Genomic DNA, 16731 nt, shown 5'->3' with positions numbered 1-16731 from the left:
GGACGTGAACTCAACCAAAAAGATCGAGGAGATTCAGGTACTGCGCGCCATTGCCGTGGTCCTAGTGGTGATCTTCCATTCCCGCTTCGATCTGACTGGTGCACCTCACCCGGCCCTGGCCACATTCTTCGGCTATCTGGGAGGGGACGCCGGGGTTGACCTGTTCTTCGTGATTTCCGGGTTCGTCATCGCTCGCAACCTGGTTCCCAGCCTACAGGCAGCCAGGCAGACCGCAGAGGCCAGACGAACATTGCTGGTGTTCTGGCTCAAGCGTGCTTTTCGACTGCTGCCGTCCGCGTGGTTCTGGCTGGCCTTCACCCTCGTGTGCAGCCTGCTCTTCAATGACAGCGGAGCATTCGGACACTTCAGGGCAGCCTACGAAGGGGCTATCGCAGCCATGCTCAATGTGGCGAACGTTCGCTTCATGGCCTGTTTCGGTCAATTCGAATGCGGGCCGACTTTCGTCTACTGGAGCCTGTCACTCGAGGAACAGTTCTATCTCGCCCTCCCTCTGCTGATTCTCCTCAGCCGCCGCTTCCTTGTCCCGGTGCTGCTCGCACTTCTGCTATCCCAGCTTCCCGAGGCCACGTCGGTACTACCCGGCTACCGATTTGGCGGGCTGATCCTCGGTGTGTTACTCGCTGTTTTCTCGCAGTCGCGCAGCTATCACTGGTTCGACCCCACCGGCTTGGTGGGAAGACGCTGGATCTCCCTTCCGCTGTTCATAGCCTTGCTGGTTGTGCTGTCGACCGTCATGGGACCTGAATTGAAGGTGGTGAGTGGTACCTTGAAGTACGATCTGGTCGCCTTGCCTGCCGCCGTACTAGTACTCCTGGCCAGCTATGACCGGGGCTATCTGATGCCGGCCGGAATGTTGCGCAACCTGCTGATCTGGATAGGCGAGCGCTCCTACGCGCTCTACCTGATCCACATTCCGGCCTATTATCTGAGCCGCGAGATCCTGTTCAAAACCGCGCTGGCCGGTGAAACCCAGACGCAGCAGTGGGTCAATCACGGCCTGCTGGCTATCGCACTGATGTTGCTGCTCAGCGATTGCAGTTACCGGTTGATCGAGATGCCATGGTTGCGCCGGGGGCATACCATCATCGCGAGGCTACGGCGCCCCGAACACACCGCCACAACCCAACCGATCACCAGACCCACCGCGGAAGAACGTGTCGAGGGCCAGACATGAGGCAAAAGATCGCCGACATTCAAGTTCTGAGAGCAATCGCGGTCATCCTCGTAATCAGCTATCACGCCCCGCTCTACCTGATTCATTGGCAGTTCTCCGCACTGGAGCGATTTTCCACCTATTTTGGCGGCAACGCCGGCATCGATCTGCTCTTCGTGATATCCGGCTTCGTCATCGCCCACACCCTGCTGGAAAGGTCGCAAGGCACCGAACCGCAAAGCTTCATCTTCTTCGAATTCTGGACGAGGCGGTTCTTCAGAATCGCCCCGGCAGCCGGATTCTGGCTATTGGTGACCCTGCTACTGACCCTCTTCCTCAACCAGTCCGGCGCCTTTGGCAGCGTTCAAGCCGCAGCAGCGGGAAGCCTGGCCGCCATACTGCAGGCAGCCAATATCCACCTGGCCGAATGCCAGGGGCACGTAGAGTGCAGTGCCACCCAGGTTTACTGGAGCCTATCCCTGCAGTCACAGTTCTATCTGGTCTTCCCGGTCCTCGCCGCGCTGGCGGGACGCAGGCTTGCCAGCGTACTTGCGCTCTTTGTCCTCAGTCAGTGTCTAGTCCCCTGGCTCATGCTGCCCAGCCATTTCCGCGCTACCGGATTCGCCATCGGCGCACTGATGGCCTGCTTTGCGCGCGCGGCGACGTACCGCTCGTTCGAGCCGACCCTGCTGGAGCAGCTTCCCTGGCTGCGCAATGTCGTGCTCGGCTTTCTCCTGCTTGGCCTGGCAAGCGCCACAGCCCCGGGACTTCACATTGTCTCGGGTAACCTCGGCTACAACCTGCTGGCGTTCCTGTCGGCGGCTCTGGTCTTCATGGCCTCGTTCGACCGCCAGTACATCCTTCGCGATGGTCGGCTGAGAAATCTATTGGTCCGGCTGGGCGATCGCTCCTACTCACTCTATCTGGCCCACATGCCAGCATTCTTCCTGACCCGCGAACTGTTCCATCGCCTCGCCCCCGACCTGACGGGCAACTCGACCGCCATGCTGTCCTATCTGGGTTGCGCGGGCATGCTGACTTTCGCCCTGAGCGAACTCAGCTTCCGCTTCATCGAAGTACCGCTGCAGCGCCGAGGCGCCCAGTGGCTGGCATTGCGCCGACAACAAGAATTCGGTCAACCCAACGGGACCCATCATGCTCAGCAGACTACTTAAACGCCCCCGCCCGGAAACCCAGGAGGCCAGTATCGACGCCGGCCTGCTCGATAGTCAGATGACCGGCTGGTTCCGCCATGAGACCGGCGAGTTGCTCAAGGGATTCGCAGTGACGGCGGATGACGTGGTGCTCGATATCGGCTGTGGCGAAGGCCAGTTCGCACGCTTCTGCGCCGACCAGGGTGCCGAGATCATCCTGGCCGATATTCAGGAGGAGAAGATCGAGCGCGCCAGGCAACGCGTCGAGGGTGGCCGGGCAAAGGCCATCACCGCGCTGGTGACCGATGCCGACCCGCTGCCCCTGGAAGATGGCCGGGCCAGCAAGATCATCGCCATGGAGGTGCTGGAGCACGTCGACGACCCCCAGGCCTTCGTCAGGGAGCTGGTGCGCGTCGGCAAACCCGGCGCCCAGTACCTGATCAGCGTGCCCGGCACCTACTCCGAGGAAATCCAGAAGTCTCTCGCACCGGAGAGCTACTTCGAAAAGCCCAATCACATCCGCATATTCAGCCCCGAGGAGTTCGAGCAACTGCTCGTGGAAAACGGCCTGGAGATCGAGGGCAAGGCCAACTACGGCTTCTACTGGTCCATCTGGTGGTTTTTCTTCTGGACCTGCAACCAGGATCTCTCGCCACCCTGGCACCCGTTGCTCAAGAGCTGGGAGAACACCTGGGCGCTGCTGCTCGCTTCGCCCCAGGGAGAAAAGGTCAAGGGAGTACTCGACGACCACATGCCCAAGAGCCAGGCCATCATCGCCCGCAAGCCATCGAACTGAGTGCAGCATGCCATGCTAGGCAGTCTCTGGGCCTTTCGAGGCTTCGTCATCAGCAGCATCCGCCGCGAGTTCCAGGCACGCTACCGCAACTCCCTGCTGGGGGCGCTGTGGACCGTGCTAAACCCGCTAGCGATGATCCTGGTCTACACGCTGGTGTTCTCGCAGTTGATGCGCTCGCGCCTGCCAGGCGTGGACAATCACCTGGCCTACGGTTTCTACCTGTGCGCCGGTTTCCTGGTATGGGGCCTGTTCACCGAGATCACCGGGCGCAGCCAATCGATGTTTCTCGACAACGCCAACCTGATCAAGAAACTGAGCTTCCCGCGGATCTGCCTGCCGACCGTGGTCATCGGCACCGCCCTGGTCAACTTCGCCATCACCTTCGTCCTGTTCCTGCTGATCATCAGCGCAGCCGGAGCTTTCCCCGGACCCGCGCTGATCGCTCTGCTACCCCTGCTGGCGATCATGCTCGCGTTCGCGGCAGGCCTGGGCATGCTGCTGGGGGTGCTGAACGTGTTCTTCCGCGATGTCGGCCAGCTGTTTGGTATCGTGGTGCAGTTCTGGTTCTGGCTGACCCCTATCGTCTACCCGATCGCGATCCTGCCCTCCTACATCCGGCCGCTGGTGGAAATCAACCCGATGACACCGCTGGTTGGGGCTTTCCAGGCAGTCCTGGTGTACCAGCGCTGGCCGGACTGGGCCTCCCTGTGGTCGCCGCTGCTGATCTCGATCCTGCTCTGCGGAGTGGGCCTGCTGCTGTTCCGCGCTCGCTCGGGTGAAATGGTGGACGAACTCTGATGGGCACGATCGTCGTAGAGAAACTGGGCAAGGCCTACCGCCAGTATCCCAGCAAGTGGGCACGACTGGCCGAGTGGATCACTCCCGGCCGGCAGCTCCGCCATCAGTTGCACTGGGTCCTTCGAGACGTGAGTTTCCGCATCGAACCCGGCGAAGCGGTGGGCATCATCGGCGTCAACGGCGCTGGCAAGAGCACGCTGCTGAAGATGATCACCGGCACTAGCCAGCCCAGCGAAGGGAACATCCGCATGCAAGGCCGGGTCGCTGCCCTTCTGGAGCTGGGCATGGGCTTCCACCCGGACTTCAGTGGCCGGCAGAACGTCTACATGGCCGGTCAGCTACTGGGCATGAGCATCGGCGAGATAGACCGGCTCATGCCCGAGATCGAAGCCTTCGCCGAAATCGGCGAGGCCATCGAACAACCGGTGCGCACCTATTCCAGCGGCATGCAGATGCGCCTGGCCTTCAGCGTCGCCACGGCCCAGCGCCCTGACATCCTGATCGTTGACGAAGCCCTGTCGGTCGGCGACGCCTACTTCCAGCACAAGAGCTTCGAGCGCATACGCCAGTTCCGTAAAGCGGGCACCACTCTGCTGCTGGTCTCCCACGACCGCCATGCCATTCAGTCGATCTGCGACCGCGCATTGCTGCTGGAGGCCGGGCGGCTTGCGCTGGAAGGAAAGCCCGAGACGGTATTCGACTACTACAACGCGGCACTGGCGAACCGGGAGGAAGCCCTGATCCGTCAGGAGACACTGGCCGACGGTCGCGTACAGACCTCATCGGGCACGGGCGAGGCTCGAATTGTCTCGGTGACACTGCGCGACACCAAAGGCCGCGCGGTGGAAGCAATCTCCATTGGCCAGGCCGTGACCCTTGAAGTGGAAGTCTCGGTGGAAAAGGCGATTCCTCGGCTGATCCTCGGCTTCATGATCAAGGACCAGCACGGCCAGCCCATCTACGGCATCAACACGCATCGCCTCGACATGGCGCTGAAGGACCTCCAGGCCGGTGAGCGGGCGCGCTTCCGCTTTGCCTTCGAAGCCACGCTGGGCAAGGGCCACTACTCCGTAGCCATCGCCCTCTCCGCCTACGACTCGCACCTGGACAAGAATTATGAATGGCGCGATCACAGCCTCATTTTCCACGTCCTCAACCAGGGCAAGGAAGACTTCGTCGGCTCGACCTGGCTGGGCGCCCGAGCGCAAGTAGAGAAGGTCGGTGCATGACGTCCGCGCCACGGGTCGTGCTCAATGCCAGCATCCTTCTTGCCCCGCAGGCCGGCATCGGTCGGTATGTCTGTGAGCTGAGCCGCGCCCTGCAGCAGCGCGCCGACGTTCACCTCTCATTCACCTACGGTCTGCGCCATGGTCCGCAGTTGCCCGCCCAGGGGCTGAGCCACTACTCGCTGCTGCGCGATCTGGCGAAACGCCTGCTGCCGTCGCCTTACCAGGCCAAGCGCTGGGTGGAGCGCCGCACCCTCAGGCGCGCCCTCGATGAGCAGAATGCCGACCTGTACCACGAGCCTTCGCTGTGGCCGCAACGTGTCGATCGCCCGATGGTGTTCACCCTGCATGACCTGACCCACGTTCATTATCCGCAGACACAACCAGCGGATCGCCTGCGCGCCATCGAAAAAAGCCTGGACCACGCCTTGGGCAACGCGCGCAGAATTCTCTGCGTCTCCGAGTCCACTGCCCAGCAAGCCATGCAGCACTATGGCCTGAGCCGTGAGCGCCTGTGTGTCACACCCCTGGGCGTCTCAGCGCATTTCCGGCCATGCAGCGCGGATCAATCCTTGCCGACACTGCAGCCCCTCGGCCTGCGCCATCGTAAATTCCTGCTCTGCGTTGGCACCCTCGAACCACGCAAGAACCTCGAACTGGTGTTCCAAGCCCTTCAGCACCTGCCCTCCTCCTTCCTCGAGCACTGCCCGCTGGTGCTTGCCGGCGCTCGCGGCTGGGGAGAAATCCCACTCTCACTGGCGCAACTGGAGCGCAAAGGACACCTGATCCGTACCGGCTATCTGGAGCGCGAGCCATTGCATCTGCTGATGGGCTCGGCACGCACGCTGCTGTTCCCTTCCCTGTATGAGGGTTTCGGCCTGCCCATTCTCGAGGCGATGGCCAGCGGCACCCCGGTGATCACCTCCAACTGTTCCTCCATGCCGGAGGTCGGCGGAGAAGCCGCGGTATATATCGACCCGACACAGCCGGAACAGCTGGCCGAGGCAATCCTGCGCCTTCATGAAGACGACACCTTGTGGGCAACCTTGCAACTGGCGGGACTTAAGCGCGCAGGCGAATTCTCCTGGGAGCGAACCGCGGAACTGACGATGAGCGCCTACCGCGCAGCGCTGAGCTAGCCCGCAGCAGAACAATCGTGCGTCCTTCGCAGCGATACAGTTGCCGGCAGACCTGGACTGCTCTAATACAATTTCGCCTCCCTGTGCCTGCCCGCGCGCCCTCACCGAGCCCATCCTAATTCCACAGGAACGGACCGGGAGGAACCCGCCATGCAAAGTTTCGTCTCCACTGCTCATCCCAAACCCGACACACCGCGTCCGGGCTTGCGCCACCTGCTGCGCCAATGGCACCAAAACGCCCGCACCCGCCGCCAGCTTGCCGAGCTGACCAGCCTGCAACTGGCCGACCTGGGCATCAGTCCCAGCGAGCGTGTGAGAGAAATCTCGAAACCGTTCTGGCGCTGAATGCTGGTGACGCCGATCAGTCTTGGCTAGTCTGACCACAGTTAGAGTGGCCGCCCCGGCCACCTCTGTTTGGTCTTATCCGGAGCCACTCCATGAAGAACAGCCTTCGCCTGATTGCCGCCGCCGCCCTGATCGGTTGCACCACCGGCGCCTTCGCCACCAGTTTCGTCTACACCACCGACCTGTCGGTACGCGCCACCGGTGCCACCTCCGACGGCACCTCGGATATCAGCAACTCCTTCAAGGATGACAAGATCGTCCTGGAAGCCCGTGACGACGCCGCCACCTTCGTCGCCAGCCAGGGTCAGATTCGCGGTGCGCACCTGGAAGCCGCCCTCGCCCACATCCGCAGCAAGCTGCCGACCCTGGCCGCCAACGACCAGCAGCTGGCCCAGGCCATCCTGACCATCTGATCCACCGCTCGCCCCCTGCCGCGCCGGGCGCTCCGCCCGGCGCTCTGCGCTGGCTCTCCACAGCGCATTCCGTTAGCCTTGTCGGCCGTGCTTTTCCGATCGTCCGAGCCCATGCGTACCCTGTTCTTCCTGCTGCCGCTGCTTGCCTGTTCCCTGCCTGCCCAGGCATTCGACCAGACGACCCAGTTTCCGGTGGGGACCAGTTACGCCACCAGCCAGGTCACCAGCGCGCCCTTCGACAACAAGCTGCTGCGCGGCGCCCGCGATGACGCGGCGCTGTTCGTTGCCTCCGACGGCGCCCTGCGCGGTGCGCGCCTGGAAGCGGCCCTGCACTGGCTGCGACGGGAGCACCCCGGGCTGGCGGCGAATGATCGGGAACTGGCCGAAGCCATTCTTGCCAAATAAGTTGTGAGCAGCCCTCGCTGCCCTTTCGGAGACATCCATGCGCCTCAGTTCGCTGCCCAAGAGCCCTCTGATCCTCGGTCTGCTGTTCGCCGCCTGCGCGTCCACCGCCCAGGCCCAGTCGGTGGTCCGCGTGTTCAACATCACCACCAACGCATTCGCCCGCAGCATCGATTTCACCTCGGACACCACCACGTCCGTGCGCGACATGAAGGTCGTCCGCGAAGCCCGCGACGATGCCGCCAGCTATGTCGGCAGCGATGGCGCGATCCGTGGCGCCCAGCTCGAAGCCGCCTTCAAGGTGCTGCGCGAGCAGGTGCCGCAGGCGCGCGAAGCTTCCGACCAGGACCTGGCTGAAGCCATCCTCGCTCTGTGAGACTCCGGGCTGGCCGCTGGCTGGCGGCCCTGGCACTGACCGTCGCCGCCAGCAGCCACGCCGCGCTCCGCCTGGAGCTGGCTGACGAAGGCCTGAACGCAGCGCAGCGCCAGGCCAGCCAGCAGTTGCTCGACGAGGCTCTGCATACTCTGCCGGACAGCTTCGTCGCACGCCTGGATCGCAAGGTCCAGGTGCAGTGGCGCGACGACCTGCCCAGCAACGGCATGGGTCGCACCCTGCGCCCCGGCGCCATCGCGCTGAATACCCGCTACCTTGGCCCGCTCACCGACGGCACCGCCGCCACCGAGCAGACCGGCCGCACCCATGGCACCCTGCGCCGGGAACTGCTGGCCACGCTGCTCCATGAGCTGACCCACCTCTACGACCGCGCCCGCCTCTGGGAAACCGACGAAGGCCGGGTGATCCGCCGCTGCACGATGCGCGACAAGAGCCTCGGCCGGGTTGGCGCGCCGGATGAATGCCGTGGCCAGACCGGCCGCCGCTTCACCCTCTCGGACGACCCGCGCCTGCTCGACCTTGCCGGTTGGCCGCAGTACGCCGGCAAACATGGCGAGCGCGAGCAGCACAATCGCTTCCTGCTGCGCAGCCCGGACAAATACGAGCTGACCAACCCGCGCGAGTACGTCGCGGTGAACATGGAGTACTTCCTCCTCGACCGCAGCTTCGCCTGCCGCCGCCCGACGCTCTATCGTTACTACGCAGAGCGCTTCGGCGAGCGCCCGCATGACGAGTGCTCGACCCAGTACGCCTACCTGAACGCCGGCCGCGACTTCGGCCGCCAGCCGCTGGGCTATCTCGACCCGGAACGGGTCTACGAGGTCGACTACCTGATCGCCGAGGCCAACAACGAGATTGCCAGCCGCTGGGGCCACACCATGCTGCGCCTGGTGGTCTGTGCACCGGGCCGCCCGCGCGGCCCGGCGTGCCGCCTGGACCTGGACCAGCACCTGGTGCTGTCCTACCGCGCCTTCGTCGGCGACCTGCAGCTGTCCAGCTGGGACGGCCTGACCGGCGCCTACCCCTCGCGCCTGTTCGTGTTGCCACTGTCGCAAGTGATCGAGGAGTACACCAAGGTCGAGCTGCGCAGCCTCGCCTCGATCCCGCTCAGGCTCAGCCGCGACGAGGTCAACAGCCTGGTGGAGCGCTCCGCGCAGAGCCACTGGAGCTACGACGGCAACTATTACTTCCTGTCCAACAACTGCGCGGTGGAGACGCTCAAGCTGCTGCGCAGCGGCATCCAGCGCCAGAGCCTGCAGACCATGGACAGCATTACGCCCTATGGCGTCCTCGGCCTGCTGGAGAACAAGGGCATCGCCGACGCCAGCGTGCTGGACAACCCCAAGGAAGCGCTGCGCCTGGGCTATCGCTTCGACTCCTTCCGCGATCGCTACCAGGCCATGTTCGATGTGCTGAAGACGCGCATGAAGGTGCCGCAGGACAAGGTCGAAGACTGGCTCGCGCTCCCTGCCGTCGAGCGCCGCCCATGGTTCGACAAGGCTGACTTGCGCTCCAGCGCCGCCTTGCTGCTGCTCGAACAGGCGTCACTACGCCGCCAGCTGCTGCTGGCCCAGGACGAGTTGAAGCGCTTGTACCTGAGCAACCCGGACGCCATGAAGAGCAAGCCCGACCTCGCCGCCGCCGGCAAGACGCTGCAGCAGATCCTCGACGACAGCGGCTTCCTCAGCCGCCCTGCCGAACTCCTCGACGGCGGCTACGGCCTGCCCCAGGCGCCGGAGACGGCGACCCTGGAGAAGCAGACCCAGCAGCGCCAGCAACGCCTGCGCCAGCTCAGCGACAACCTCGACCGCGAAGTGCGCGCCCTGCTCACCCCGGAGCGCCGCGACGAGCTCGCCGCGCTGGAAGCCAACACCAAGCAGATCGGCGCGCACCTGCGCGAGCTGCACAAGGCAGCGGGTGGGCTGGAGTTGCCCTGAGACTCCGCCACTGCTCTTGTAGGATGGGTGGAGCGCAGCGATACCCATGCTGCCGCTGAGCCGCTGGCGATGGGTATCGCTGCGCTCCACGCCATCCTACGAAGGCTTCACCTTGACGCCCTCTCGGGGCACTAGAGCTTCTCCTCCCACTCCTCCTCCAGCTGCTCGTCCAGATGAATCCACGGCAGCCGGCTGTTCACCCAGATATGCCGATCCGGTACCACGGTGGCGACCTCCTCCAGCGTCGCCGTGGTGATATCCAGCGTATCCGGCGCCTGGTCGGTGAACAGAGCCAGCTGGGCACCACAGTTGCGGCAGAAGTAGCGCACGCACGGCGGTGAAGAGCGGTACTCGGCAGGCTTGCCGTGGGTCCAGCGGAAGCTCTTCAACGGCACCGTGACCCAGGTGGTGACGATGCCGCCGGTGGTCCGCCGGCAGATCGAGCAATGGCAGTGGGCGACGTCCTTCAGCTCGGCATCGCACTCGTAGCGCAACTGGCCGCAATGGCAGCCGCCGGCATGTACAGCACTCATCGTTGATTCTCCCGGTCAGTCGTACTCGGCCGCGTCGTGGTCGCCCAGCAGCCGGCGTTGCCGCAGTGTGCAGGCGGCGAGCACCTCAGGGTTGAAGGTCCAGTCCAGGTAGGGCGAGAACTTCTGCGCGACCATGCGCCGGCCATAGTGCACCTGCAAAAGGTAGCGCGTGCGCTGGCTCGTGTTGCGGCTGCCGGCGTGCCACAGGTCGCTGCGAAGCAGCAGGCAGTCACCGGCGCGGCACAGCACCGGTTCGGCGGCCCTGCTCTGCCACGCGCACTCGTCCGGGCCCGGCGCGCGGCCGGCACGGTGGCTGCCGGGAATCACCCAGGTCGGGCACAGCGCCTCGTCGATGTCGTCGAGGTAGATCTGCGCGGTACAGATGAACATCGGCACGTCGACGGCGGGCAGCGCGACAGGCAGGTAGTCCTGGTGCATTTCCGCACCGATGAACCCCGGATGGCAGCGCCAGGCGGTCTGGCCGATCACATGGCAGTCACCGCCCAGCGCCGCTTCGACCAGCTCGATCAGCCCCGGCGGATCGAGGTACGGCAGCCAGCGCGGCGACCGGTTGAACACACACTTGTAGTGGTCCACCAGCCCTTCGTAATCCCAGTGCAGCGGCCGCAGGCCGTCGATCAGCGTGCGCACCTCAGCGACCTGTGCCGCGTTCAGCAGGCCGCGCTGCAGGACGAAGCCGTCCTCGTGCAGGGCACGCAGCGCGTTCACACCGGCGCCACGCCGCTGCCCAGCCGCGCCTGGGCACGCTCCAGCGCATCGAGGAAGGCCGCCAGCGATTCGCCGGGCTCCGCGCCCTGACGCGTGACGCAGTGGAATTCCGAGACATACGCCAGCTGCGCCGGGCGGATCGCGCGCAACCGGCCATCGGCCACCCACTCGCCGGCGTAGTGGCTCGGCAGGTAGCCGATGAAGGTGCCGCTGAACACCAGGTTGGCGATGGCCTCCATGCTGTAGGCGTTGGTCGCGCGGCTGAACACCAGGCCGTGGGGCCGTCGGCTCTCGGCCATGTAGCCGCGCCCGACATACTCGGCAGCGCAGATCTGCTCCAGCGTCGGCTCGTCGTCCTGGCGGGCGAAGAATGGATGTTCGCGAGCGCAGTAGAGGTTCTGCTCCTCGCGGAACAGCGGCTGGTAGCGCAGGCCGGACAAGCGATGGTGAAAAGCGCCAATGGCCAGTTGCAGGCGCTCTTCCAGAACCGCGTTCTCCAGCTCGTCCGGGCGCTGCGTATGCAGGTTCAGGCGCACCCGCGGGTTGTCCCGGCGGAACAGCTGGATCGCCAGCGGCAGCGGCCAGCAGTGCTGGCCAAGCACACCGTCGACGCAGCCCAGGTGCAGGATCTCTCGGTTGCGCCCACCCAGGCCGGTGACTTGCTCACGGAAGCGCTCGATGTCGGTGAACAGGCCGAGCGCCGCGTCGTAGAGCTCCTGGCCCTCATCGGTGAGCTGGAAGCCGCTGCTGCCGCGCCGGCAGAGCGAATAGCCCAGACGCAGTTCGAGATCGCGCACCAGCACGCTCAGGCGCGACAGGCTGGTATTCAGGCGCACCTGGGCGGAGGTGAAGCCGCCTGCCTCGACAATGGTGCAGAAGGTGCGCAGCAGGCGCAGGTCGATATCGGAAAGATTGCCCAGCATGGGAGTTCTCGCGGCGGCGGGCGCAGGCCTTTCGTTATAGCGCCGAGGACGCCGCCGCGTGAACCCCCACGACGCTCAGCGGCGAGCGGCCAGTGAATCGGCGAGCACGCAGAGCAGCTCGAACATCATGGTCGCGCCCACGAGTGCGGTCGCCCCGCCCTGGTCGAACGGTGGCGACACCTCCACCACGTCCGCGCCGATCAGGTTCAGGCCCTGCAGGCCGCGGATCATGTGCTGCGCCTGCAGCGTGGTCATGCCGCCGATCTCCGGCGTGCCGGTGCCGGGCGCGAAGGCCGGGTCGAGCACATCGACGTCGAAGGTCACGTAGGTCGGCTCCTGCCCCACCACGCGACGCATCTCCGCCAACGTCGCCTCGACGCCGAGGTCGGCGAACTCTTCCATGTGGATCACCCGGATGCCGCACTCCTGGGCAAAGGCTTCATCGTCTGCGTCGTAGATCGAGCCGCGGATACCGATCTGCACGGTGCGCTTCGGATCGAGCAGCCCCTCTTCGATGGCGCGGCGGAACGGTGTGCCATGGGTGTAGGGGTTGTCGCCGAAGTAGCGGTCGTTGGTGTCGGAATGGGCGTCGAAGTGGACCATGCCGATGGGCCGCTCGGCGGCCAGCGCGCGGAAGATCGGCAACGTCACCAGGTGGTCGCCGCCCACCGACAGCGGGATGGCGCCAGCGGCGTGAATGCGCCGGTAGAAGCCCTCGATGCGCTTGAGCGAATCGAGCAGGTCGATGGGGTTCACCGGTGCATCGCCGATGTCACCGACGCGCACCAGATCGTAGGGGGCGATGTGGCTGACGTGGTGCACCTTGCGCATCAGGCTGGACTGGTTGCGCACCTCGCGCGGGCCGTGGCGGGCGCCGGCGCGATTGGTCGTGCCGCCGTCCCAGGGCACGCCGAGCAGCGCGATGTCCACCTGCGCCGGGTCTTCGAAGATGGGCAGGCGCATGAAACTGGGAATGCCGGCGAAGCGGGGAATTTCGGCGGCGTCCAACGGTTGGGGGAAGTCGTGGGTCACGGTTCGTCTCCTGGCTGCGAAAGGGATTCAGTCGGCCTGCGGCTGCAGGCCGATGGCAGGCTTGCCGGCGAGGCTGACTACCACGAAGGTGACCAGGCTGGCGAGCAGGCCATAGGCGATGGGGGTATTGGCGAGGATGCCGTCGATGGCCATGAACAGGACCACCACCAGGCTGCCGACGACGATGCTGGCGATCGCCCCGCGGGCCGATGCGCGGCGCCACAGCAGGGCGCCGAGGATCGGCACCAGCAGGCCGCCCACCAGCAGGTTGTAGGCAATGCTCAGGGCACCGATGACGTCGTTCACCAGGCACGCCAGGACCAGCATCACCACGCCCATCAGCAGGGTGAACAGGCGACTCTCGCGCAGGCCGTTGGGCGCACCGGGGCGCAGGAAGCGCGCATAGACATCCTCCTGCAGCACGGTGGCGGCGGCGAGCAGGCAGCCGGAGGCGGTGGACATGATGGCCGACAGCGCTGCCGCTACCACCAGCCCGCGCACGCCCGGCTCCAGTACCTGCCGGGTGACCTCGGCGTAGGCGTTCTCCGGCACCGCCAGGTTGGGGATCAGCACGTGGGCGGCGGCGCCGATCAGCGCGCAGGCCAGGCCGTAGAGCATGCAGTAGATACCGGCGCCGAGGCCGGCGTAGCGCACCACCTTCTCGCTGCGCGCGGTGAACACACGCTGCCAGATGTCCTGGCCGATCAGCGCGCCGAAGAAGTACAGCAGGAAGTAGGTGAGGATGGTGTCGAGGCCGATGTGGCCAAGGTCGAAGAAGCCCGCCGGCAGCACCTCCTGCATCCGCGACAGGCCGCCCGCCTCGTGGATCGACATGGGCAGCAGCACGGCGAAGATGCCGAGGGTCTTGATCACGAACTGGATGATGTCGGTGAGGGTCAGCGACCACATGCCGCCGATCACCGAATAGAAGATGACGATGCCGCCGCCGCAGAGGATCGCCGGGATGCGCGGCACATCGAAGACCACCTCGGTCACCGAGCCGATGGCGATGGTCGCGGTGACCGCCACCATCAGGTCGTAAGCGACCATCACGATGCCACCGATCAGCCGCGACGACGCCTGATAGCGCTGCTCGAGGATCTGCGTGACGGTGTAGACCTTGAGCCTGGCGATCTGCCGCGAGAACACCAGGCTGAGGACGATGATCCCCAGGCCCAGCATGAACACCAGCCACAGGCCGGACAGCCCGTAGAGATAGCCGAGCTTCACCGTACCAATGGTGGACGCGCCGCCAAGCACCACGGCGGCCATGGTGCCCAGGTACAGGCCCGGGCCGAGCCGGCGCCCGGCGACGAGGAAGTCGTTCTGGTTGCGCGCCTTGCGCATTCCGTACCAGCCCAGGGCAAGCATGCCCAGGGCGTAGACCAGCATGATCAGGTAATCGAGCAGCATCGCGGGGCTCCTGTTGTTGTTGTGTGGGCCGCCCGGCAAGCCTGATGCGCCCTGCCTCGCCAACAAATCCCCAATGCCGGAAGCCAACTTTCGCCGGCGCGAAAGTGGCGGCCTGTCTCGCGCCTGGCGCGCCCTGGCCGCGTCTGCCGAAGAAAAACCTGCTCAAGCCAAGTGCTTGATTCGTATACGTATGTTATCGTTGTAAACACTGTATACAGCGTAAACGGAGCTGTTCAAAAAGTGACCACCGTTGTTTCGTTCCGCGCCGATGACAGCCTCGTGGCGGCGCTGGACCAACTGGCCCGCGCCACCCACCGGGACCGGCCGTATCACCTGCGCCAGGCCCTGGCGCAGTACCTGGAGCGCCAGAGCTGGCACGTGGCGGCCATCGATGAAGGCGTGGCAGACGCCGATGCCGGCCACCTGCTGGAGCACGCCGCCATTGAAGGCAAGTGGGGGCTGGCATGAGCCTGCAGTGGACGCACAAGGCCGCAGCCGACCTGGACGCCATCTATGACCACTACGTCGTGCTGATCGGCCCGGAGAAGGCATTAAGAGCGATCCAGGACATCGTCGAGCAGGTCAGCCCGCTGGCGAACCTGGACTTGAGCAGCAGCGGCGTGCCGAGCGAAGTCCCCGGCGTGCGTGAACTGGGTGTCGAGCGCTGGCCGTACCAGGCCGCCTTCCGGGTAAAGGGCCGCTCTGTACAGATTTTGCGCATCGACCGTGTGGATAACCCGGGGTAAAAGTGGCCACACGGTTACAAGATGTTTCAAGGCATTGACTTTTGTTATTGATCATAAATTGATCAATAGAACAAAGGCATATTTCTTGGTCAATCAGCAGCATTCAGTGATAAGAACGAATATTTTGTGACCACCCGGCAATATTCAGTCAAAATCCCTGAGCGACGTCTGGCGTTTTCCAGGCAATAAAAAACCCGGCCTTGGCGGGGTTTTTCAGTTTTTGCGCTTTTCCGCTGGGTGATTTCAGGCGGCTTGCCAGTTCACCGGCAGCTGGCCTTCTTTCCAGGCGAAACGGTCGAGGTGGCTGACTACCACGTTCTGCAGGCGCTCAAGGCCTTCGGCATCAGCGGACTCGGCTTCCATCAGCAGGGCTTGCGCGGTGGCGTGCAGGCGGCAGGTGCCGAAATCGAAGGTCAGGACGCCCCGGTCTTCGGTCAGTTCGACCGGCAGCTTGTGGGCGAAGTGGTTGCACAGGCGCTTGAGGTAGCGCGCGGCATCGGGGGTAGGGACGGTGGCACGGCTCGAAGGCATCGTTTCTCTTCTCCATTTTGGGAGATGACATCCTAGGCGCCGGCAATCAAGGGAAAAACCCGCTATTTTGCCTTTCACTCTTTAGCGGAGCTTCACAATGGACAATCTTCGCGGCATGGCGGTGTTCGCCACCGTGGTCTCGCGCGGCTCCATGGCCGCCGCGGCCGAGGCACTGGGCATGACGCCCTCGGCGGTCAGCCAGCAGATTCGCAAGCTCGAAGCCCACGCCCAGGTCACGCTGCTGCACCGCACTACCCGCAAGCTGACGCTGACCGAAGCCGGCGAGGCCTTCTACCGCAGCTGCGCGCAGATGCTGGCGATTGCCGAGGAAGCCGAGCAACGCCTGGGCGAATGGCGTGAAGCGCCGGTGGGCGAACTGCGGCTGGCGGCACCGGTGGGCTTTTCCGGCAAGTTGATCACCGAAGCGCTGCGGCCGCTGCTGGAGAACCACCGGCAACTGCGCTTGCAGCTGTTCTTCCATGACGAGCAGATCGACCTGATCGAACAGCGCATCGACCTCGCCATCCGTGTCGGCAGTCTCTCCGACTCCAGCCTGGTGGCGCGCCATCTGGCGGAATGGAACAACGTCATCTGCGCAGCACCCACCTACCTTCGGCGCATCGCCGCCATCGACCATCCCCAGCAATTGCAGAACGTGGACTGGCTGGCACTGAACACCGTGGCCCACCAGGCCTACCTGACCTTCAGCGGGCCGGACGGAGAAACCTGCAAACTGCGCCTGGAGGCGCGCGTCGCCGCCAACAGCATGATCGCCCTGCGCCAGTTCACCCTCGATGGCCTCGGCGTGTCCTGCCAGCCGGAACCCGAAGTGCGCGAGGCGCTGGAGGAGGGCAGGCTGGTGCGCCTATTGCCGGAGTGGTCATTGCCGCCGTTCGGCATCTATGCCGTCACCCCGCGCCGCGACGCCCAGCCGGCCAAGGTCAAGGTCGCCATCGAAGCGCTGCGCCGGCACCTGGGCGGGTCCGCGACACTGCGCTTCCACGCGCCGGTGTGAGCCGCGTTACCATGGCCTTCTCGATGATCGG

Annotated in this window: 20 protein-coding genes; 14 read left to right on the top strand and 6 right to left on the bottom strand. The window is 64.7% G+C overall.

The features are described 5' to 3' along the window. Nucleotides 1–4 precede the first annotated feature (4 nt). From RS899_RS27520 to RS899_RS27470, 11 genes are all read left to right on the top strand, one after another. Nucleotides 5–1195: an acyltransferase gene (locus RS899_RS27520; RefSeq protein ID WP_315808534.1), complete on the top strand. Its 1191-nt coding sequence runs from the start codon at nucleotides 5–7 to the stop codon at nucleotides 1193–1195. Further along, nucleotides 1192–2349, top strand: a complete 1158-nt coding sequence (locus tag RS899_RS27515) for an acyltransferase (protein ID WP_315808533.1) — start codon at nucleotides 1192–1194, stop codon at nucleotides 2347–2349. Before RS899_RS27520 ends, RS899_RS27515 begins: the two co-directional genes overlap by 4 nt. Continuing rightward, the gene (locus tag RS899_RS27510; RefSeq protein WP_233296915.1) at nucleotides 2330–3124 is read left to right on the top strand and encodes a class I SAM-dependent methyltransferase; all 795 of its coding nucleotides are present in this window, start codon (nucleotides 2330–2332) and stop codon (nucleotides 3122–3124) included. The genes RS899_RS27515 and RS899_RS27510 overlap by 20 nt, the downstream gene beginning before the upstream one ends. Before the next feature lie 12 nt (nucleotides 3125–3136). Next, entirely contained in the window at nucleotides 3137–3922 is a 786-nt protein-coding gene (locus RS899_RS27505; RefSeq protein WP_233296914.1) for an ABC transporter permease, read from the top strand. Beyond that, nucleotides 3922–5151, top strand: a complete 1230-nt coding sequence (locus RS899_RS27500; RefSeq protein ID WP_233296913.1) for an ABC transporter ATP-binding protein — start codon at nucleotides 3922–3924, stop codon at nucleotides 5149–5151. The genes RS899_RS27505 and RS899_RS27500 overlap by 1 nt, the downstream gene beginning before the upstream one ends. Beyond that, on the top strand, nucleotides 5148–6287 hold the full coding sequence (locus RS899_RS27495; RefSeq protein WP_233296912.1) for a glycosyltransferase family 4 protein: 1140 nt from the start codon (nucleotides 5148–5150) through the stop codon (nucleotides 6285–6287). The genes RS899_RS27500 and RS899_RS27495 overlap by 4 nt, the downstream gene beginning before the upstream one ends. A 150-nt stretch (nucleotides 6288–6437) precedes the next feature. Then, a complete protein-coding gene (locus tag RS899_RS27490; protein WP_233296911.1) occupies nucleotides 6438–6632 on the top strand; it encodes a DUF1127 domain-containing protein in 195 nt (64 codons plus the stop codon). A gap of 92 nt (nucleotides 6633–6724) precedes the next feature. Beyond that, nucleotides 6725–7045 (top strand): DUF2388 domain-containing protein, encoded by a 321-nt coding sequence (locus RS899_RS27485; protein ID WP_024763706.1) that lies wholly within the window; start codon nucleotides 6725–6727, stop codon nucleotides 7043–7045. A gap of 111 nt (nucleotides 7046–7156) precedes the next feature. Then, nucleotides 7157–7450 (top strand): DUF2388 domain-containing protein, encoded by a 294-nt coding sequence (locus RS899_RS27480; RefSeq protein ID WP_024763705.1) that lies wholly within the window; start codon nucleotides 7157–7159, stop codon nucleotides 7448–7450. A gap of 37 nt (nucleotides 7451–7487) precedes the next feature. Further along, entirely contained in the window at nucleotides 7488–7823 is a 336-nt protein-coding gene (locus RS899_RS27475) for a DUF2388 domain-containing protein (protein WP_315808532.1), read from the top strand. Next, on the top strand, nucleotides 7820–9778 hold the full coding sequence (locus tag RS899_RS27470) for a DUF4105 domain-containing protein (RefSeq protein WP_315808531.1): 1959 nt from the start codon (nucleotides 7820–7822) through the stop codon (nucleotides 9776–9778). Before RS899_RS27475 ends, RS899_RS27470 begins: the two co-directional genes overlap by 4 nt. Nucleotides 9779–9909: 131 nt before the next feature. Here the strand turns inward: RS899_RS27470 and RS899_RS27465 are convergent, their stop codons facing one another. The 5 genes from RS899_RS27465 to RS899_RS27445 form a co-directional block, all read right to left on the bottom strand. Then, a complete protein-coding gene (locus tag RS899_RS27465) occupies nucleotides 9910–10311 on the bottom strand; it encodes a GFA family protein (RefSeq protein WP_024763702.1) in 402 nt (133 codons plus the stop codon). 15 nt (nucleotides 10312–10326) lie between these two features. Further along, on the bottom strand, nucleotides 10327–11040 hold the full coding sequence (locus RS899_RS27460; RefSeq protein WP_315808530.1) for a phytanoyl-CoA dioxygenase family protein: 714 nt from the start codon (nucleotides 11038–11040) through the stop codon (nucleotides 10327–10329). Continuing rightward, nucleotides 11037–11963 carry a LysR family transcriptional regulator gene (locus RS899_RS27455; protein WP_315808529.1) on the bottom strand — a complete coding sequence of 309 codons (927 nt, stop codon included), beginning with the start codon at nucleotides 11961–11963 and terminating at the stop codon, nucleotides 11037–11039. Before RS899_RS27455 ends, RS899_RS27460 begins: the two co-directional genes overlap by 4 nt. A gap of 75 nt (nucleotides 11964–12038) precedes the next feature. Next, entirely contained in the window at nucleotides 12039–12995 is a 957-nt protein-coding gene (gene speB / locus RS899_RS27450; RefSeq protein ID WP_315808528.1) for an agmatinase, read from the bottom strand. A 27-nt stretch (nucleotides 12996–13022) separates the two neighbouring features. After that, nucleotides 13023–14408 (bottom strand): sodium:solute symporter, encoded by a 1386-nt coding sequence (locus RS899_RS27445; protein ID WP_038803461.1) that lies wholly within the window; start codon nucleotides 14406–14408, stop codon nucleotides 13023–13025. A 240-nt stretch (nucleotides 14409–14648) separates the two neighbouring features. Here RS899_RS27445 and RS899_RS27440 point away from each other — a divergent pair, with 240 nt between their 5' ends. Together RS899_RS27440 and RS899_RS27435 are read left to right on the top strand one after the other, a co-directional pair. After that, nucleotides 14649–14876, top strand: a complete 228-nt coding sequence (locus RS899_RS27440; RefSeq protein WP_024763698.1) for a CopG family ribbon-helix-helix protein — start codon at nucleotides 14649–14651, stop codon at nucleotides 14874–14876. Continuing rightward, entirely contained in the window at nucleotides 14873–15154 is a 282-nt protein-coding gene (locus tag RS899_RS27435; RefSeq protein ID WP_037011736.1) for a type II toxin-antitoxin system RelE/ParE family toxin, read from the top strand. Before RS899_RS27440 ends, RS899_RS27435 begins: the two co-directional genes overlap by 4 nt. A gap of 243 nt (nucleotides 15155–15397) precedes the next feature. Here the strand turns inward: RS899_RS27435 and RS899_RS27430 are convergent, their stop codons facing one another. Further along, on the bottom strand, nucleotides 15398–15685 hold the full coding sequence (locus RS899_RS27430) for a DUF2218 domain-containing protein (RefSeq protein ID WP_024763696.1): 288 nt from the start codon (nucleotides 15683–15685) through the stop codon (nucleotides 15398–15400). A 97-nt stretch (nucleotides 15686–15782) separates the two neighbouring features. Here RS899_RS27430 and RS899_RS27425 point away from each other — a divergent pair, with 97 nt between their 5' ends. Beyond that, on the top strand, nucleotides 15783–16700 hold the full coding sequence (locus RS899_RS27425) for a LysR family transcriptional regulator (protein ID WP_315808527.1): 918 nt from the start codon (nucleotides 15783–15785) through the stop codon (nucleotides 16698–16700). Nucleotides 16701–16731 lie beyond the last annotated feature (31 nt).

The sequence above is a fragment of the Pseudomonas sp. C9-3 genome, assembly GCF_032392015.1.
GTDB classification, from domain to species: domain Bacteria; phylum Pseudomonadota; class Gammaproteobacteria; order Pseudomonadales; family Pseudomonadaceae; genus Pseudomonas; species Pseudomonas nitroreducens.
The sequence above is the reverse complement of the archived record's forward strand: the minus strand, read 5'-3'. Positions and strand labels throughout refer to the sequence as shown.